An 18,763-nucleotide genomic window follows, 5' to 3' on the forward strand; every position below is an offset into this window, starting at 1 on the left:
TGCGGCCCGCTTGAAATGTCATTCGTTATCTGGACGGCAACCGGTCTGCGTCAGCGCAGACCACTGACAGGTCGATTGTGCGGAGCGTCAGTCGCGTTGATACTCTCGTCTGCGAAAGTTCGTGGTCGCTGGTGTGCGACATCGATTTGCTGCCCTGAGCATGCGGCGAGGAGCCTTTCTGCGAGCCTCTTGTGCGGTCGGTCCAGCATCTTCCCGTCTAGCGTTGCAACGCCGCTTCCATCATTGAATGCGCTGATGACTCGGTGTGCCCACCGGAGCTCTTCGTCGGACGGCGTGAACACATCATTGATCGGGAAGACCTGAGAAGGATGAATGGCGGCCTTCGCTGCAAATCCGTCTTGCTTGGCTTCCAGCGCCTCGCTTTCGACGACCCGCAAATCCGCAATCTCCGCTGAGATTGCATCGATTGCTGGTACGCCCGCGTTCGCCGCCGCGATCAGGCAGAGCGATCGCGCATGCGCAATCGCCCCTGTCCAGCGCCCGCTCGATTTTCGGCGCGTCGCGCCTATGTCGGCCGAGAGATCCTCGGCCCCCCACATCAGGCCCATGAGTCGAGGCGACGCGTTCTTGTAGGACCCAAATTCAAAGAGTGATGAAGCGGTCTCCGTGACGATGGGGAGAATCCTTGTCGGTGATCCCGTCCGGCTATTTACCGCATCAAAGACGTCCAGGTAGTAGCTAAGACATCGAACGTCCTCACCGCTTATGGACTTCGGCAGGACGATACCATCGGGCCGATGCTGCATGACCGCTGCGAGGTCATTCACTGTCATGCCCGAGGTCAGATCGTTAACCCGAACATACACGGGCTTGTCGATTCGCCCCCGGTGCTGCAAAAGAAATCTGTGCAGGCATGACCTTGCCTCGGCCTTCCTGCTAGTGGCAACAGAATCTTCCAGATCGAAAATCAACGCGTCGGACGCGCTTGCGAGAGATTTTTCGAGTTTTCGTTCGCTGTCGGCCGGCACAAACATGAATGAGCGAATCATTCCGCTTTCCTTCGCATCATCGCAGTGCGAACGCATCGACACACTGCGTCCCCTGTCTGTTTGACCGCCACATGCTCGAACTCGACGAGTCCGGCGTTGGGCCGGGATTTACTTTCGCGCGTATCGAGCACAGTGGTCCGTGCCCGGATTGTGTCGCCGTGAAATACCGGGTTTGGAAACGTCACCTCGCGCATTCCCAGATTGCCAACGGTCGTTCCGATCGTCGTGTCGTTGACCGTCATGCCAATGAGGAGCCCCAGTGTAAAAAGGCTGTTGACCAAGGGCTTACCGAACTCTGTCTTCGCCGCGAAGTCTGAATCGATGTGTAGCGGTTGGACGTTTAGCGTCAGACAACTGAAAAGAACGTTGTCCATTTCAGTCACGGTGCGAGACCACGCATGCTCGAACACCCGGCCGACTTCGAACTCTTCATAAAACAAACCTGCCATCACCCGGTCCCCAGGTTGCTCGGCCTCCTCGAAAAAGCGAGGCAGCACGAGAAAACTCTTGATCCGACGCGTCTCGCGCCCCGAAAGGCCCCAAAACCCATTAATGGTCGGGAACACGCGCGCGAGGCACTCGTCCCTGCTTCGCTTCTCACCGATCGCCTACAAATGGTGCATTTGCATCACGGTTCTTACAAACAGATAGCCTCTTGCTGTTCAGAACAGCGTACCAATGCACTACGGCTGAGTCCAGAATCTCGCAGCGATTTTCCGGCCAAGGTGCTTGTCATCTATCGCAAAAATCCGGCCAACCCCCGCGTCGCCCATGCGCAGCTTTCGCTCCAACCACCCGCGAAAAAGAAGATGCCAGCCGCGCATCGCCCGCGTCATAAGCGAACTCGTCCGACGTCATTATTGCGCCGCAATAATCTGCCGCAACCGGAAGTTGCGCGCGCATCGCAATTTTGCCCAGCCGAAGCGGCAGCCTCTGCCGCTATCGACGTCCGTCAGCGATATCGCGGCAGCGATACGGCGCGAGGCTGGGACAGGGCCGCACGAATGCGACAAGGAGCGTCTGACGCGCAAGCATTCGTGTCAGGACGCGCGCACGTCTAAAGACGAACCCCACCATTTGTCATGCTTCAAGCGATGTCCCCGCCTGAAGCGTCGTCTGGATTGCCCGCCCCGCCTACGACGGCCCGGCTTATAGGGAGAGTCCCCGTTGACAAGGAGCGGTGATGAAGGTCTGCTGTCGAAATGAAATGCAAGTCGGAGCGGAAACGTTTCCATTCGCGACTGCGCTTCATTGACAAGTAATCTCTTCTATATGGACATCCAGGCTGGATGATGGACGACTTCACACGGATCCAAACGTTTATCAAAGTGGTCGAAGCCGGAAGTTTTTCGGCGGCCGCCCGTTGCACCGACTCCTCCATCAGTGCTGTCGCAAGACAAGTCCAGTCGCTTGAAGAAGAGCTTTGCATACGGCTTCTTAACCGCAGCACACGCAGTTTGTCGCTGACCGAGCCCGGGAGAATATTCTTTGAGCGCGTTCGAACCATCTCGAAAGACCTGAGCAACGCGAAATCAGAAGCTACGTCTTTCCAGGAAAGCGTCAAGGGAGTCCTGAGAGTATCCTTGAGAGTCTCAACGGGCACCACGATTATCGTTCCCGCCCTCCCCCGTCTTGTCGATCAGTATCCGGAGTTGGGTTTCGATATCTCGTTGACGGATGAGCGACCCGATCTTATAGCAAACAATATAGACGTCGCTGTCTGGATGGGCCATATACCGGACGCGGAAATTGTCGCGAGGCGCCTGACTCGCAGTGAACGGATCGTCTGTGCCTCGCCCAGCTACTTTGAGCGCCACGGCGTTCCCAAGACACCAGAAGACCTGCGCCACCATAATTGCTTGCTCTACGCAGCGCGCTCTTACGGCAACATATGGGAGTTCACAAAGGACGACACGCGGGAAGATATCGAGGTCAACGGCAATCTTCGATCGGACAATGGTCTGGTGCTGATTTCCGCGGCTATAGCAGGCATCGGTATCCTCGTAGCGCAGGAATGGACGGTTCGGCTTCCAGTATCTCGAGGTGAACTTGCCAGGATGATGGGCGATTATACCGTGCGACCACGAGCAGAGGATTCCGAATTGTACGTCGTATATCCGAACAGCCGCGGTCTTTCACGCAAGGTTCGCATCTTTGTCGACTTTCTTGTCCATCTGTTCAAAGGCGCGGATTCTTTAGTCGAAGCTCCTCGCTTGTTGGCCGACGGTCCGCCAAATTGAGTCAATAGTGATTCCAAATGGTTACTCATCCGCAAACGTATTGATCTGAGAAGCACCTCTGCAACGGATAACAAAGCGAACCTCCTATCAGCCGGCCCACTCCATCGCCCTTGGGGAATGCCTGCAACCCAGAAACGCCATCTCCAGATTTGGGTTCATTCTTCACGTCCCCGGCGCCCACCCCCAGCCTTGCCCTTACTGTAGCGCCTTTCGCCGTGATCAGGCGGTATCTTCCAAGAATTGCTAACCGCGAAAGGTTCCAGCAGTTGGCTCGCCGTTGGCCAACACGGCGCGCGGTCAGAAAACCTTTTCCATCGCAAAATCGCGCAGTTGGCCTTCCATGGCGACGAAAAGGGTTCTTCCCGACGAGCGAGAACACCGACTTTTAGCGAGGCTTCCCATCACTGGATCGCGCTGGCGAGAACGATATTCCCGCCGACACTTCGATTCCTGATAAGAACCTTGCCGCATAGCGCAAAGACCAATCGTCGATCATCTAGTAAGCTTGTCAGTACCGGTTTGGACAATAACTCACCGCTGAAAGTTCAGGTGATTGCATCGTCGGAATGGATGCATTTAATCGACTTGCGGAGGCGAGAGCCTGCTGCCAAAGAGAGCGTTCCGTTGCGTATTGTCCCTTTGCCGTCCAATTAAGGATATCAAAATGATTTGGAGACAACGTCCAGCTGCACCTGCTGGCGACACAGCGACGTCCCTCGCAATGGACCGCTTGCATCTCCCCATGCGCGGTTGGAATCGGTACTTTTGCCGGCCTTTTCGCGTATCTCATTCTTCCTCGGTTCGACTGTCTGCATCCGCGCAGCACTCTTTTCTCTCCTCTGTCGACTCCGTAACGATAGGGAGATCGCGTCAAACCTATAAGTCAATGGAGATCAAGCATGAAAAAGCGTCTTGCTGCGGGAGTATTGCTGGGTATGACAAGCAGTATTGCGTTGGCGCAAAGCAGCGTAACCCTCTACGGACTTATCGACGAGGGTTTTAACTTCAACAGCAATTCGGACGGGAAGCGTCAATACTATCTGTCGAGCGGCGAGTTGCAGGGATCCCGCTTTGGACTGCGTGGAAAAGAAGACCTAGGCGGCGGCATCTCGGCGATCTTCGTCGTGGAAAACGGGTATGACGTCAACACTGGCAAACTTGGACAAGGGGGCCTTATGTTCGGACGACAAGCCTATGTAGGCTTGTCGAGCCCATACGGCACACTGACGGCTGGCCGCCAATATGATTCAGTCGTGGATTACGTCGGCCCCCTGGGCGCAGCTGAGCAATGGGGTGGTTCGTTCCTCGCGCACCCGGGCGATACCGATAACTTCAACAACACCAATCGAACAAACAACGCCATCAAATACACGAGCGACAGCTTTGGTGGCCTCAGGTTCGGTGGTGTGTATGCAGTCGGAGGTGTAGCTGGCAACGTTAGTCGCAATCAGATCTGGTCTCTCGGAGCCGGGTATTCAAACGGGCCATTGCAACTTGGCGTTGGATATCTCAACGTGCGCAATCCGAACACATCGTTCTATGGCGCCGGCGGTACAGTCGCAGCGACCGTTGGAGGTGTACCCGGTTCGAATTTCGGGTCATCGCCTGTTATTTCCGCGTATGCGTCGGCGCACACACAGCAAGTCATTGCCGCAGGGGCGGCATACACACTGGGAGCAGCGACCATTGGAGCCACATATTCAAACGCAAAGTACATGTCACTCGGGGATAAATCATCAGGTCCCGTTCCGGCAAGCGGTATCAGTGGCACCGCCACCTTCAATAATGCCGAACTGAGCTTCAAATACCAAATCACGCCTGCATTGCTGGCTGGCGCATCTTACGTTTACTCCCGGAATAGCGGCGCCAACGGAGCAGATCATGCGACATACAACCAGGGTGGGCTCGGCATTGACTACTTCCTCTCTAAGCGGACGGACGTATACGCTCTGGCGATATATCAAAAGGCGAGCGGCACCGATTCCACAGGAAAGAGCGCTGTCGCGTCGATTAATACCGTCACACCTTCTACGTCCAATCACCAGGCGGTAATTCGAGTCGCGATTCGGCACAAGTTCTGACAACGAGGGGCCGATATCCGGACAGAAGGTTCGCGCGCCTGCGCGACGCGGTCGATTAGCTTCTTCACCCCATAGGCGGCTTTGCATCGAGGACAAAGAACCTTGTCAGCTCATGGGCGGCCCACCCCGACAGCAGGCGCCTAAAATCGAAGCGTGGTTGTTGTCTTAAGCCGCAGAAGCGCAGCGGTCTCTTAACAGCTAACGTCTTCTCCCGAAATAGCTCAGAGAAATCGACTTCTTGGTCCATATGAAAGGACGGAATACCAATGACTAGTGTGTATGTGGTGGGCGTCGGAATGACGAACCTTGGGAAGTTCGTGGACAAGTCGGTCAAAGATCTCGTTCGCGAAGCGGTCAATTTAGCACTGCGGGACGCCCAGTTGGAACTCGCAGACGTGCAGGGCGCGTGGTTTGCCAACGCTCGTCAAGGTCAAATGGAGGGACAAAATTCTATCCGTGGCCAATGCGCCTTGAAGGCTATTGGAGTCCAAACCATTCCCATTATCAATGTGGAGAACGCATGTGCCAGCGGCAGCACGGCTTTCAACCAAGCCATGATGAGCATCTTGGCCGGCCAGCATGACGTCGTGCTCGCTGTGGGTGCAGATAAGCTCTTTTATCCCGACAAAAAGGAAGCAATGTTCAAGGCGTTCAATGGCGGAACGGATGTTCATCTCGTCAATGAAACGTTTGAGCGCCTGGCAAATCTCGGCAAGTCGGCTGTGCCGCCCGGGGTGGAAGACGACATGCGAATCGGCGCACCCGGACGAAGCTTTTTTATGGATATCTACGCCGGCCTGACGCGTCAGCACATGGCAAAATTCGGTACCACTGCTGAGCAGATCGCCGCAATCGCTGCCAAAAATCACCGCCACTCGGTTCATAATCCGCGCGCTCAGTATCGCAAGCCTATGACAACCGAGGAGGTTCTGAACGATGCTCCTGTCGTGTGGCCCCTCACGCGCTCAATGTGCTCACCCATTAGCGACGGCGCCGCCGCCACTGTGCTGGTTAGTGAAAAGGCGCTGAAGCAACTCGGTTCACGCCGCGCGGTCAAGGTGGCGGCTTCCGTAATCGTAAGCAGCTCGGATCGTGATCCGGACGATTATGAACGCCACTCGGGACTGATCGCCGCACGCAAAGCTTATGAGCAAGCCAGTGTAGGCCCGGAAGACATGAGCCTTGCCGAATTACATGATGCAACGGCGTTTGCCGAGGTGTTGCAATCCGAAAACCTGGGGTTTTGCGCCCGTGGCGAAGGTGGACCGCTGGGCGTTTCCGGTCAAACCTCACTGGGTGGCCGAATCCCGATCAATGTATCAGGTGGCCTCATCTCGAAGGGACATCCCATTGGTGGTACCGGGCTGGTGATGATCCACGACGTAGTGACACAACTTCGTGGTGAAGCGGGTTCCGGGCAAGTGGCAGGCGCTCGCTTCGGCATCATCGAAAATGGGGGTGGATTGCTTGGCGTCGAAGATGCCGCCACGGCTGTTCACGTGCTCGGGCCTCTGATCAAGTAGCCAGCTCCGCGACCTGATATCGCTCCATTCGTCTAAGACCTAGTGACCCGTGCCACGAAAATTGGCACGGTCACCCCACATGATATGTTGGCGTAAGCACGATTTTGCGGCCGACCCTCATGGCCCGCGGTACCTGCCATGCGTGGAGTCCGGCCCCAGTACAGCGGCTGCTCTGGCAGTCGCCTCTTCTGATATGACTCCCGGTGTCAATCGGGATTGGTTTTGAACTTGGTGTTCACTTTCGTTCCGAATTTCCTGAGGGCGGCGCAGCAGTAACTCTCGACGGTGGATCACGCTTCTATGAGCATCAGATTGTCAAGGGCTTTCCTTGGATTGGCACTGTGGCCCACGGCCATCACGAGACAGGTTCTCCCTTAAGGCAACCGTTGCTACGGTGCGTGTCATGCTTCATGTCCGGACTCGCTCAAGATCGTTTTTGCGAAGTTTTCATAACGTGTCTCCTTGTGTTTGGTCTGAAGCCGCCCTTGCGCTCGTGAGAAGAACCAGCATCTCACCGCCTTCTATCCGCTGGCGTGTCACCAGCCTTATCCTGCATGCGCGTTACGCCGGAATCAATCCCGGGAACACATGCCCCATCTGAAAGTATTCGGTTGCTTCAGCAACCCAGTGTGATCACGGGCATGTTCACTCCAACCGTGTTTGCTGCGTAACTGCCTAGCCGAACCTTTACCTCCTTCCTGCGAAACCAGATCGACTCAAGCTGACTTAAGGTGCGCGCCTTCGGGAATGACTCCGTCTTTCAGATAGCGCCACAGCGCAATGGCAAGACGTCGCGCGACCGCGACGATGGCGATCCGTCGCGCGCGTCGGTTCGGTCCCGTACCCTGTGTGCGCTGATCAAACCATTTCGCTAATGCGCTGCCAGGCTGGTAGCGAAGCCAGGTCCACGCCATCTCGATCAGCAGCGCGCGCACCCGCCGGTTTCCCTGTTTGCTGATGCCCTGGTCGACCTGGCTTTCGCCACTGTCGTAGGGCTGCGGCACCAGCCCGACGCACGCACCGATTTCGCGGCGGTTGTTGAAGTCGCGCCAGAACAGCTCGAGGGCAAGGCGCGAAGCGCCTACTTCGCCAATCCCCTTCAGGCGCGCCAGCGCATCGCAACGCTGGCGCGCCGGAGCTGGTACGTTTGTCTGTCGCGTCTTCTCCAGCGCGGCAAGTTGCTGTTCGACGAGTGCCAGCCGTTCGCACTCGCGCAGTAACCGCTCACGCATCTCCTGCGGTAACGGCGCACCGTCGTGGCAGCGCACCTCTTCGCGCTCGAGCCGGTCGGCGAAGGCCCGGTGATCGACCGCATCCCAGCAGCCGAGCGTGGCCAGCAGCTTGCGCATCCGGTCGCGGTGCTGCAGGACTTCCTTCTGCAGTTGCCCGCGTTCGCGCATCAGGTGGCGCGATGCCTCGTCCTCCGGTGACGGCGCATGCACCACGTGCATGCGGTCGCGCTCGCCGCGCAGCCACGCGCGCAGGTTTACCACGAGTTTGATGACATCGAGCCGGTCGGTCTTCGCGCGCCGCCTGTGACGTTCGACGGGGATGCTGGCCGGATCGACGACATAGCACTCGACGCCGTGCGCCTGCAGCGCGCGATAGATCCAGAATGCGTCCTGTCCGGCCTCGTAGCTCACGACGATGCGCACGCCGGCCGGCAGCGACCACTTCTCCTTGTGCGTTTCGATCAGGTCCAGCACCGCCTGCAGACGCGCCGCGGCCTGCGGCTGTGCGACCGTGTGCACGGCCGGCTTCTCGCGCCTGCCATCGTGAAGCGCGACTTTCCATTTGGCCGCCGCCAGTTCCAGCGATACTGCCAGCACCGGTACGTCACCACTACCCGTGTATGCCTGATTGGTACGCATGATGTTCTCCTGTGAGCAAACCTTAGCAAGCTGATTTTAGGCGTCAGCTTGTCGAGGGCCTCGCTCATAGGATCTGATATTCGCGGGTTGGATACCGCATTACTGTGGTCCGTCTCATGAGCCTGCCGCTGACTTGCTTCGCAAGTCGACCTGATGCCGTTGCTAAAAGAGGACGCGGGTTGCTCGAATACCGGGCTGCGCCGCCCTCAGGAAACTCTCCTTTCGTTGAACCGGGTACATGCTTCGCAGAAAGTTAGGCTAGCTGACCACAGTGAGGTATTGCCAAGGCCATGCCCAGCCGCCCAATGTCCCAGATAAAAGCGGCCAGTTCTCGTGCGACCGCAACGATGGCAACGTGGGCAATCTTTCCCCTGGCCTGCAGCTTCCGGTATCGCCGGCACAGGCGCAATTGCGCGTCCCACGCCCGATCGATGATCGCTTTTGGAATACCTTCATGCCGGCGTTGAATATCGATGCTCACGCGCGCCGGATGCCGGTAGCTCCACGCGGACTCGACCAGCAGCTTTCTCGCGTAACTGTTTCCTGTCTTTGTGATGCTTCCTTGCCGCCGTTTGCCTCCTGACGAATGTTCTGACGGCGTTACACCAAGCCACGCCATCAACTGCCGCGGGTGTTCGAAGCGCGACAGATCGCCCAGCTCAGACACGAGGCCCACAGCCGACGTGAAGTTGATGCCCCGCATTGCTTGCAGAGCGAGTACGGCAGGATAAAAACGCCAGCCTGCAACCGCTTCACGCAGCGCGGTTTCCAGTCGTTCGCATTGCGCCAGGCGATCCTCGATCGTACGGCGGTGTTCGTTGAATGCCAGTTGTTGCCAGCCGCTGTCGAAGGCGAATGTGCTCAACCAGCGTCGATGGGTTGGTCCCCAGTCCGCGCGGCCAAGGTAATTCACACCATGCTGGAGCAGAAACGATTTCAGCCGGCATCGCGCCTGCTTGAGGTCTTCTCTCGCGGACGACCAGGCACGGGCCAGATCGCGAAATGCTTCATCTTCCACCGTGGGGACGTGCACGGCGGACAGATCACCGGCTCTCAGCGAACGCACCAGCTTGATGGCGTCGCGCCGGTCTGTCTTAACCCGCTCGCCGGGCTTGCGTGGGATGAGGGATGGCGCGCACACCATACAGTCGAAGCCCTTGTCAATCAGCCGTCGGTACAGGCCGTAACCGCAGGGACCTGCTTCGTACACCACGTAGATGTGTCGAGCTTTGGACTGCAGTCGCTTGCATAGGCGATCAACTTCGATCTGTGTCGTGCCGATCTTGCCGAGCAGCTCCACGTCGCTCATACCGACCGCATAGGCAACCATGATCGAATCCTTGTGAACGTCGAGCCCTACGTACAACGTGCTATCGTCTTGCATACTAGCCTCCGTGCCGGAAACAGACCGTTGAGTGGCGGTCCGTCCCCACTCAATGCGGCTCTGGCAGCAATGCTAACCCGCGCTTAGATCCGCACGGCGGCTAGCCTCACCTCACGGGGAGTCATACTGACTGGCTGGAACAATTCGATCAAGAAGTCGATAAAAATCCTTACCTTCCGTGGAAGACCCCGATCAGTTGGACAAACAGCATACAACTCCGAGTCTGCAGCGCGCGGACTGACGACATAACCATCTAACACCCGCGTCAGCTGACCGCCTAATATTTGGCAGCCGGACCATCCGCTCGTGGACCATGGTAATGCCGGCGCCCGCCAACGCGGCGGAGAGTAAGACCAGGCCATCGTCGGACCGCAGGTTCCCGTGGACAGCAACTTTCTGTCGTGCACCATCCCTCGAAAATCCCCATACATTGCCGTACGATCGTGCCGCATAGAGCAGACAGACATGATCCCGTAGGTCGTCAGGTGTCTTCTGAGCGCCTCGTCGCCTAAAGTATTCTGGCGAGCCGCAAACAATGCGGCGGTTCGGACCCCCGGCGGTCGGTCAAATTCCTCCGGGTATGGTCACTTCAAACTCCCCCACCTGACGACCGTCGGCTGAGCCACTAAAGCCGCCGGGAGAGGTGTTGCAGGACGTCTATCTTCGTCTCCTTCGAACAAGAAGGAGTTCAGGGAGTGAACGTCTTGAAGCCGCACCTGCAAAGCACCGTATTCACATTACTCGAGCGCAACAAGAGCCAGCGCCAGATCCAGCGGCTCACGGGCATCGACCGCAAGACGATTCGTCGCTATCAGGCGATGTTCGAGTCGGAGAAGTCCGCTTCGGCAAACTCCCCCATGGTGACCACCGGCTCTGAAACGGCCGTCACGCAAACTCCCCCACCGCCGCGACCACCGGCTACCGACGGTTCCAGCAAGACCACAACGTTCAATTTCGCCCGCTCCGCAAGCGAACCGCATCGCGAGTGGATCGAACAGCAGGTCCGCCTGAGGCGCAACGCGCAGGCGATCTATCAGGATCTGGTCGATCAGTTCGCATTCACCGCGAGCTACGAGAGCGTCAAGCGTTTCGTGCGCGCCTTGCGCCACACTGATCCCGAGCAGTTCGACCGTCTCGCGTTCGCCCCCGGCGAAGAAGCTCAAGTTGATTATGGCGAAGGTGCACTGACCCGCGATCCGAAGACCGGCCGCTACCGACGCCCGCGGTTGTTCGTGATGACCCTGCGGTACTCGCGGCGCAGTTTCCGGCGCGTGGTCTGGAAGTCCAGCAAGCAGGTCTGGGCCCAGCTTCACGAAGAAGCCTTTCGTTACTTTGGGGGAGCGGTCAGCTACGTTGTGCTCGACAACCTCCGGGAGGGCGTCATCACGCCCGACCTGTACGAACCCGGGATCAACCGGCTCTACGAGGCGATGCTTGAGCACTACGGTGTCGTCGCCGATCCGGCACGTGTGCGGGACCCGAATCGAAAGGGGACCGTCGAGAACGCGATTCAACATACGCAGGGCACCGCGCTTGCCGGCCGCCGTTTCGAGTCGCTCGAAGCCCAGAACGAATTCCTGATGCACTGGGAGGCAAACTGGGCGGCCAAACGCATCCATGGCAGCACCCGGCGACAGGTCGAGGCCATGTTCCAGGAGAAGAGGCCGCATCTGCGGCCGTTGCCGACCACCGGCTTTCGCTACTTCACGGAGGTCGTGCGTACCGTCTGGGACGACACCACTGTCAACATCGATCGCAGCAACTATGCGGCACGACCTGCACCGATCGGCAGTCTCGTTTCAGTGCGCATATACGATTCCACCATCGAGATTCGCGATCGCCGTACGCAGGCGTTGTTGCGCACCCATCCTCGCGCCCTGCAGGCCGGTTCGCTTGAATTGCCCGAAGACGAACGCCCGTTCAATCCGTCCCGCCAGAGCGCCTTCCTGCTCGCGAGCGCCGGCGACATCGGGCCACAAACAAAGGCGCTGTGCCAGCACATGTTCGATAACGAAGGTCGCGTCGGCCATCGCGCCATGTGGGGCATCGTGGGTCTGGCGAAGAAGTATCCCGCCCGGCTCGTCGAGCAGGCCTGCGATCACGCGTTGCGTCATCACGTCTACCGCTACAAACAGGTGCGCGCGATCGTCGAACGGCTGTTCGAACAGGCACTCGAGCGTCTCGATCAGGCACCGCAGCTAGAGCTACCTCTTACGCAGGATCACCCGCTGATCCGTCCTGCCGCCGAGTACGGCGAACTCTTTACCCTCGGTGCGCAGCACGGCGCCGAACCTCAACCTCCAACTGGAGAAACACAGGCATGACCATGACGTTACCGGAAATCGAACGGGCTCTCGGACAGCTCCGCCTGTCTGGCGTGCGCGACACACTCGAAACGCGCGTGTTGCAGGCCCAGGGCTCCCAGCAGCCGTTCCTTGAAACCTTCGCACTGATCCTGCAGGACGAACTGGATCGCCGCCAGTCCCGGCTCATCGAACGCCGCTACAAGCTCTCCGGCCTCGAAGAGAAACTCACGCTCGCCGAATTCGACTGGGCCTTCAATCCCAAAGTGCCTCGCCAGGCCTGCTTCCAGCTGCACACGCTGAAGTTCATCGCCGCCGGCGACAACGCGCTGATCATCGGTAAACCAGGCACCGGCAAATCGCATGTTGCGAAGGCCGTCGCCTACCAGGCCGTCCTGCAAGGCCACAAGGTGCAGTATCTTGAGACCGACGACTTCTTTAACCGTTACGCGCTGAGCCCGACTGCCCAGCGCGAAGCCCGGCTGCGAGCCATCCTCGAGAGCGATCTGCTCGTGCTGGATGACCTGTTCCTGTCGCGTACGATACCCGACGCCGCTGGCGCACTGCTGCAAACGCTGATCCATCAACGCTACAAACTGCATCGAAGCGTTGTCGTCACGTCCAACCGCGTTGTGCAGGATTGGGGCGCATACCTGGGCGACAACACGATGAGCACCACGATCCTCGACCGGCTCATGCATCACTGCCACCTGCTTGAATTCGACGGCCGCAGCTACCGCCTCAAGGAAGCCGCTGAAACGCTTGCACGGAAATCGAAAACCAGCTAAATAACCCTTAGTCCTGCTTCACAGGGTGGGGGAATTTGCGCGACCATAAGTGGGGGAGTTTCAACTGACCGTCCGGGTTCGGACTAATAGGCCTGGCGACCAGCTCCGTATCGGGTATGTCGGCCGCCCAGATGGCCACGTCATTATTGTTCGAAACGAGGTCTACCCGCTCGCTCGTCAGTCACCGAAATGTCAAAGCCCAGGTCCGGGTATCGCTGGAGCAGGCGAGGGAGTGCCGGTATGATGATCGTTGTGCCGGTCGCGACGCGCAATGATACCCTCGCCACCCCCTTTGCACTTTCCCGGAATGAAGCCGCCTCCGATTTGGCATTGCTAGCTGCCCGGCGATCGTGCTGACGCGGTCATGAAACGTTCGTCCCGGCTCAGTCAACGCCAGACTGGGAGTAGAACGATTCAGAAGCCTGATACCGAGTTCATCTTCGAGAGCACCTTTATAAACGTCTGGATTCGCGTGAACTCGTCCATTGCGAAACTGTTCTCCGGACACGACTATTGGACAGCCGTCATGCGTTGTTACGCGACGGCGTACCGTGAAGACGCCGGCTCGGCCTGCTAGGAGTGCTTCACCGCTGCAGTCGTTGACTCTTCCCCGCCCCTTGCATGCGACAAGCAGATCGAAACCGCGTACACAGCCCCACCAGCCAATAGCGTCGGCACGGCAAGCAGGCCAAACACGTCTGCAGCCCGCCAGCCTAGTGTGAGGAGCTCACCGCCCAGGAACGCGCCCGCGACAGCGCCGGTTCGACCGACGCCAAGGACCCATGCAACGCCCGTCGCGCGCGCCTCGGTCGGATAGACTCTTGCCGGGTAAGCAGATGTGGAAGTGGCCGCGCTCGTGAGGATCATCCCGCAAAGGAAAATCAGGATACCAAATAGCACCGGCGCGCTACCGACGCTCCGCCCCACGATGAATACCAGCAAGGCCGCCAGCACGTATGCGAACGTTATCGTGCGGTTCGCGTCGAAACGATCCATTAACCAGCCGGTAACGATGGTACCGATAACCCCGCCAAGCGGGAACAGCGACGTCACCAACGCACTGCGCTGCGCGTCGAACCCCGCATCATGAAAAAGCGTCGGCATCCAGTTGACGAGCAGGTAATAGACTATAAGCGTCAAAAAATATGCAGCCCAGAGCAGCAGCGTGCGGGGTAAATAGCGTGGGGACAATACGAGCGCAAGCGCCGCGCCGCGCGCGGGCTCGCCACGCTGGCTGGCAACAAACCTGTAGTTGTCGAATTGCTGTTGCGGCGCAATGCGCTTGAGGATGCGAGCGATCCGCGCATGCGTGTCCTGGCGCACCGCAAGAAATTGGGCTGATTCCGGCAACGCGACAGCGACCAGCAACGCGATCAGGCAAGGGCCGACGCCGCCCGCGATCAACACGCTCTTCCAGCCTGCATGCGGTATGAGCCAGGCCGACGCTGCGCCACCAACGACCATTCCGCATGAGAAACCGCAGATCATGCTGTTGACAACGACACCGCGTATGCGCTCCGGAGCGTATTCCGACGTGAGCGTTATTCCAGTCGGCATCGCGGCACCGAGGCCCAACCCCGTCAGGAAGCGGAACACAAGCAGCACGGTAATGGTATGTGCCTGTGCCGCCGCAAGGCTCCAGACACCAATACATGCAATGGACAGGACGAGCACCGTCTTGCGGCCAACGCGGTCGGCCAACGGACCGGCGGCGAGCGCTCCGATCCCGACGCCGACCAGCGCCGCACTCATGACCGATCCCAGAGCGTCGCGTGCCACACCCCAATCGCGTATCAGCGCCGGCGCGATGTAGCCAATCGCCGCGTTGTCAAATCCGTCGGCCGCGAAGGCGAGAAAACATAGGGCCAGTATCAACCATTGGCAGGGCGAAAATCGCTCACCATCGATAAACGACTGAACATCAAGCGTTCGAACGGGCTGATTCATCTAGTATCTCCTGTTTCACTTTTCGGTGCCGGGATTCATGGCATTTCCGCATGAACCCGGTCCTAAGCGATGTTTAGGTACGGGGAAGAAAGGTCGCGTTACCGGGTCTCAGAGCCATCATGCGTTGCCTCCCGATATTGCCATCGCCCGCGCTTCCCGACGAACGACTTTCCCCACCGGGCTGCGTGGCAGCGATTTGACGATTCTGATGTGCTTCGGCGTCTTCACGGACCCCACGCGCTCCTTGCAGAATGCGATGAGCTCATCCTCGGTGGCGGTCTGGCCGGCACGGAACTCCAGGGCGGCTTCGACGCGCTCGCCCCAGTGGTCGTCCGGTACCCCGAATACCACTACCTCAGACACAGCCGGATGCTGCGCGATCACAGCTTCCACATCAGACGGATAGACGTTAAACCCGCCGCTGATGACCACGTCGCGTATCCGGTCCTTGATGTACAGAAACCCGTCTTCGTCAATCAGGCCCAGGTCGCCCGTACAGAGCCAGCCGTCACGGATCGCCTTCGCCGATTCTTCCGGCATGTCAAGGTACCCGCTCATCAGGAGATCTCCGCGCGCACAGATCTCTCCCGGTTCATTGGGGCCGAGCCGCTTTCCCTCCTTGTCCAGGATCGCGACATCCACCAGAGGTGCGACTCGACCAACCGACGTGAGCCGCCTTTCGTTCGTGATGTCGCCCGCGCGCGCCGCGGACAGAATAAGGGGCGCTTCCGTCTGGCCATAAGCCGTTTCGATCACGGGACCAAACACCTGTAGCGCTTCGCGCAGACGGGCCGGTGATGCAGCTGCTCCGCCCCAGATAAGGTGGGCCAGGCGGGGCAGCTCGCGCGGCCGCGCCTTCTGCTCGTCGATCAGCTTGTAAAGGAGCGTCGGCGGAATCCAGGTGCTCGTCACGCGCTCGCGCTGCATAAGGTCGAGGAGGTGCCTCGGCGCCGCGTTGGATGTCAGCACCACACAGCCGCCCCTGGATAGCGTCGGCAGGATGAACGCCCCGGCGCCATGAGTCATCGGCGCCGCGCAAAGATAGCGATCGTTCGGCGTCAGCTCGAACGTCATCACGACCGCACTGACTAGCGCGTTGATGCACCTGAAAGACTGCAATACCCCCTTGGGCACGCCGGAGGAGCCTCCTGTAAATTTGATGGCGTTGATATCCGTGAGGCTGGCACTCCATTCGGCGCGTTGCCCCCGATACTTGCGTTCGAGCCGGGTCATGGCGCGCGCGTCGCCCAAGTCTGCATCGACGACCGACACACGGCGATCACCAGCGGTGAACTTGTCCAGATAGTCTCGATGAACGACGAGCACGTCCGGTTTGGCACGGCCTATCTGTGCATCGAGTTCGGGCTTGGCGTTACGTCCGTTAAGCGGCACGAGAATCGCTCCGCTGGCGTGGACCGCCATCAACGCTACCAGCATCTCGACACTGTTGGGGCCCAGCAGCGCGACAGTCGGCCGTGTTTTGCCCGCCAGGTCCTGTAGCCCTGCCGCGAAAGCATCACTTCGATCAATCAATTCCTTATAGCTCAGACGACTATCATCGTCGACCGCCGCCACTGAATCCGGGCAGGTGAGCGCCGAGCGGCGCAGGAAGTTTATGGGAAACATCAGTTATCCAAATTGAATGTGTCGTGATCCAAAAGCACTTGCTGGTCTCGGCAGTCGTCCCGGTTTCCAATACTACGCGCTACGAAGAAGCTATGTCCGATCGAAGACGATAGAACCGCGTCGCACTTCGCCAGAACAAATCAGCCCGCTCCTCGGCGCTCGCACCGGCGGCGATCCGCTTGAGGCCGTTTAGTCCAACGCCGAAGCTGTAGCTTCCCTTATCGACAGGGAAGTTGCTACCGTACATGCAACGGTCCGCACCGAAAGCTTCAATACACGTTTCGAACCAGGGACGCCATGCGTCGGCGAGGTCTGCTGACGACGGAGCCCGGTCCCGGTCCTCGAAGCGAAAGCCGGATAACCGCATACCGAGGCCACTGAGCTTGACCATCACGTTCGGGCATTTGGCAAGTTCAAGTAGCGAAGCCTTCCATTGAGCAAGAACTTCCTGCTGCTTACCTGTGAAACGCTCGATGCCCAGCACTCCCCCGCAATGGTTCAGTACGATGGGCGTCTCTGGAAAGGCGCGCGCGAGCGACGTCAGTCGCGGTATCTGGGGGAAAAGCAACCAGGCATCGAAGCTCAAGCCAAGTGCACCCAGATGCGCAAAACCTGCGCGAAACGACGCGCAATCCATCATGTCTTCGGTGGTCGCGTAGGCTGCAGCATTGAACAGCGCGGAGTCGCCGTCCCAGGCGAGAGACTGGCGAATGCCGCGGAATCTGCCGCCTTCCGACACTGGCCCGCCAGCCGCTGCGATGTGGCGTTCCAGCACGGGACGGACGTCGTCGCCGAGAAGCAGATCCGCGAAACCCACTATGGCCGCGCACATTCGCACATCGCCATAAAGACCGCTAGCGCTCTTCGCTGCCACTCCGTTGGCAAATTCCGTCTCGCCGACCGGGCGCATCGCCGGGGGCGCGTCGACCCGATACATCGTCCGCGCCTGCACGTATACGGTAGCGCGCACGTCATGACCGCATCGCAGGTCGGCAAGCATGTCATCGAATAGATATTTGAGACCCGGACGTTGATAAAGGTGGTGGTGCGAGTCGACGACCGGGAGCGCAGGATCGAGTGGCTCTTCGGTGCGCGCGGCGAGCCACTGTGGCCTGATCGGGTTGTGCTGAAAGGCACCATGAGTCATTGGGTCCCCCTTGTCGTCGCGCTTACCTGGCTGCGGTCACGCCGCCATCCACGACGAGTTGCGTCGCGGTGATGTACTTCGCCTCGTCGCTTGCGAGAAACACTATGGCATTCGCAATGTCCCACGCGTCGCCCATATGACCGATAGGAATCATAGCGTTGCGGTTGGCATTCAATTCGTCGGCGGATACGCCCAATTGTTTGGTGATCCGTGTTTTGACGGTTGGTGTGTCCATCATGCCGACCACGACTGTGTTGACTCGTATGCCCTTCTTCACGTAGGCAATGGCTGTCGATCGGCTGAACGCCATAAGTCCAGCCTTTGAAGCCGCATAGGCAACGTGCACGCGTCCGCCGACCTGATGGCTCATGTGCGCGATGCTCGAGACGTTGACGATTGCGCCACCTTTACCTTCAGCCTCAAACTGCCGCACCATGACGGGAAGCACGTGCTTGCAGCCCAGAAATGCCGTCTTGAGGTTCAGGTCCATCTGCGCATCCCATGCGTCGACGCCGAGCGACACGGGATCCCCCGGGACACTCCCTCCGACGACGTTGACCAGGATATCAATCCGCCCAAACTGTTCCACGCACGCGACGATCGCCGCCTTGACGTCATCATTCGACGTCAAGTCGCATCTTTGCCACGCCCAGTTCTTGTGACCTTCCCGCTCCATGATCGCCGCCGTGTCAGCCAACGCTTGCTCATTGATGTCCACGCCGAACACTTTGGCGCCCTGCCGAGCCATCAGCACCGCCGTGGCCCTGCCGTTGCCCCAGCCTTCCCCCAATGAACCCGCGCCTGCGACGAAAGCCACCTTTCCAGTCAGATCCAGCATGTCTC

The 18,763-nt window shown here is 59.0% G+C and carries 14 protein-coding genes; 5 read left to right on the plus strand and 9 right to left on the minus strand.

The genetic code is table 11. The features are described 5' to 3' along the window. Positions 1–50 precede the first annotated feature (50 nt). On the minus strand, positions 51–1,010 hold the full coding sequence (locus tag OKW28_RS00970) for an HpcH/HpaI aldolase/citrate lyase family protein (protein ID WP_429443131.1): 960 nt from the start codon (positions 1,008–1,010) through the stop codon (positions 51–53). Next, complete coding sequence (locus tag OKW28_RS00975; protein WP_131315769.1) at positions 1,007–1,459, minus strand: MaoC family dehydratase; 453 nt, start codon at positions 1,457–1,459, stop codon at positions 1,007–1,009. Before OKW28_RS00975 ends, OKW28_RS00970 begins: the two co-directional genes overlap by 4 nt. An 840-nt stretch (positions 1,460–2,299) precedes the next feature. Between OKW28_RS00975 and OKW28_RS00980 the strand changes: the two genes are divergently transcribed. The 3 genes from OKW28_RS00980 (at position 2,300) to OKW28_RS00990 (ending at position 6,854) form a co-directional block, all read left to right on the plus strand. Next, the gene (locus OKW28_RS00980; protein ID WP_429443134.1) at positions 2,300–3,250 is read left to right on the plus strand and encodes a LysR family transcriptional regulator; all 951 of its coding nucleotides are present in this window, start codon (positions 2,300–2,302) and stop codon (positions 3,248–3,250) included. A gap of 899 nt (positions 3,251–4,149) precedes the next feature. Next, the gene (locus OKW28_RS00985) at positions 4,150–5,331 is read left to right on the plus strand and encodes a porin (RefSeq protein ID WP_131315440.1); all 1,182 of its coding nucleotides are present in this window, start codon (positions 4,150–4,152) and stop codon (positions 5,329–5,331) included. Positions 5,332–5,597: 266 nt separating this feature from the next. Next, a complete protein-coding gene (locus OKW28_RS00990; RefSeq protein WP_429443136.1) occupies positions 5,598–6,854 on the plus strand; it encodes a thiolase family protein in 1,257 nt (418 codons plus the stop codon). 716 nt (positions 6,855–7,570) lie between these two features. On the opposite strand, the gene OKW28_RS00995 is transcribed toward OKW28_RS00990, so the two are convergent. From OKW28_RS00995 to OKW28_RS01005, 3 genes are all read right to left on the minus strand, one after another. Beyond that, entirely contained in the window at positions 7,571–8,725 is a 1,155-nt protein-coding gene (locus OKW28_RS00995; protein ID WP_429443138.1) for an IS110 family transposase, read from the minus strand. Between the two features lie 253 nt (positions 8,726–8,978). Beyond that, entirely contained in the window at positions 8,979–10,109 is a 1,131-nt protein-coding gene (locus OKW28_RS01000; protein ID WP_429443139.1) for an IS110 family transposase, read from the minus strand. Between the two features lie 192 nt (positions 10,110–10,301). After that, positions 10,302–10,646 carry a LysR substrate-binding domain-containing protein gene (locus tag OKW28_RS01005; RefSeq protein ID WP_429443265.1) on the minus strand — a complete coding sequence of 115 codons (345 nt, stop codon included), beginning with the start codon at positions 10,644–10,646 and terminating at the stop codon, positions 10,302–10,304. 122 nt (positions 10,647–10,768) lie between these two features. Between OKW28_RS01005 and istA the strand changes: the two genes are divergently transcribed. Both istA and istB read left to right on the plus strand, forming a co-directional pair. Continuing rightward, positions 10,769–12,433, plus strand: coding sequence for an IS21 family transposase (istA, locus tag OKW28_RS01010; protein ID WP_429443268.1), 1,665 nt, complete (start codon positions 10,769–10,771; stop codon positions 12,431–12,433). Further along, positions 12,430–13,200 carry an IS21-like element helper ATPase IstB gene (gene istB / locus OKW28_RS01015; RefSeq protein ID WP_006397378.1) on the plus strand — a complete coding sequence of 257 codons (771 nt, stop codon included), beginning with the start codon at positions 12,430–12,432 and terminating at the stop codon, positions 13,198–13,200. Before istA ends, istB begins: the two co-directional genes overlap by 4 nt. 573 nt (positions 13,201–13,773) lie before the next feature. Here the strand turns inward: istB and OKW28_RS01020 are convergent. From OKW28_RS01020 to OKW28_RS01035, 4 genes are all read right to left on the minus strand, one after another. Next, on the minus strand, positions 13,774–15,147 hold the full coding sequence (locus OKW28_RS01020) for an MFS transporter (RefSeq protein ID WP_131315438.1): 1,374 nt from the start codon (positions 15,145–15,147) through the stop codon (positions 13,774–13,776). A 117-nt stretch (positions 15,148–15,264) separates the two neighbouring features. Beyond that, the gene (locus tag OKW28_RS01025; RefSeq protein ID WP_429443142.1) at positions 15,265–16,773 is read right to left on the minus strand and encodes a class I adenylate-forming enzyme family protein; all 1,509 of its coding nucleotides are present in this window, start codon (positions 16,771–16,773) and stop codon (positions 15,265–15,267) included. A gap of 79 nt (positions 16,774–16,852) precedes the next feature. Continuing rightward, on the minus strand, positions 16,853–17,920 hold the full coding sequence (locus tag OKW28_RS01030) for an amidohydrolase family protein (RefSeq protein ID WP_429443145.1): 1,068 nt from the start codon (positions 17,918–17,920) through the stop codon (positions 16,853–16,855). A 22-nt stretch (positions 17,921–17,942) separates the two neighbouring features. Continuing rightward, positions 17,943–18,758: an SDR family NAD(P)-dependent oxidoreductase gene (locus OKW28_RS01035; RefSeq protein ID WP_429443147.1), complete on the minus strand. Its 816-nt coding sequence runs from the start codon at positions 18,756–18,758 to the stop codon at positions 17,943–17,945. Positions 18,759–18,763 lie beyond the last annotated feature (5 nt).

This window comes from Paraburkholderia sp. 40 (assembly GCF_050434105.1).
Lineage (GTDB): Bacteria > Pseudomonadota > Gammaproteobacteria > Burkholderiales > Burkholderiaceae > Paraburkholderia > Paraburkholderia tuberum.

Coding starts and splice junctions, on each gene's coding strand:
- OKW28_RS00970 (WP_429443131.1), bottom strand. CDS start 1,010: ATGATTCGCTCATTCATGTTTGTGCCGGCCGACAGCGAACGAAAACTC.
- OKW28_RS00975 (WP_131315769.1), bottom strand. CDS start 1,459: ATGGCAGGTTTGTTTTATGAAGAGTTCGAAGTCGGCCGGGTGTTCGAG.
- OKW28_RS00980 (WP_429443134.1), top strand. CDS start 2,300: ATGATGGACGACTTCACACGGATCCAAACGTTTATCAAAGTGGTCGAA.
- OKW28_RS00985 (WP_131315440.1), top strand. CDS start 4,150: ATGAAAAAGCGTCTTGCTGCGGGAGTATTGCTGGGTATGACAAGCAGT.
- OKW28_RS00990 (WP_429443136.1), top strand. CDS start 5,598: ATGACTAGTGTGTATGTGGTGGGCGTCGGAATGACGAACCTTGGGAAG.
- OKW28_RS00995 (WP_429443138.1), bottom strand. CDS start 8,725: ATGCGTACCAATCAGGCATACACGGGTAGTGGTGACGTACCGGTGCTG.
- OKW28_RS01000 (WP_429443139.1), bottom strand. CDS start 10,109: ATGCAAGACGATAGCACGTTGTACGTAGGGCTCGACGTTCACAAGGAT.
- istB (WP_006397378.1), top strand. CDS start 12,430: ATGACCATGACGTTACCGGAAATCGAACGGGCTCTCGGACAGCTCCGC.
- OKW28_RS01020 (WP_131315438.1), bottom strand. CDS start 15,147: ATGAATCAGCCCGTTCGAACGCTTGATGTTCAGTCGTTTATCGATGGT.
- OKW28_RS01025 (WP_429443142.1), bottom strand. CDS start 16,773: ATGTTTCCCATAAACTTCCTGCGCCGCTCGGCGCTCACCTGCCCGGAT.
- OKW28_RS01030 (WP_429443145.1), bottom strand. CDS start 17,920: ATGACTCATGGTGCCTTTCAGCACAACCCGATCAGGCCACAGTGGCTC.
- OKW28_RS01035 (WP_429443147.1), bottom strand. CDS start 18,758: ATGCTGGATCTGACTGGAAAGGTGGCTTTCGTCGCAGGCGCGGGTTCA.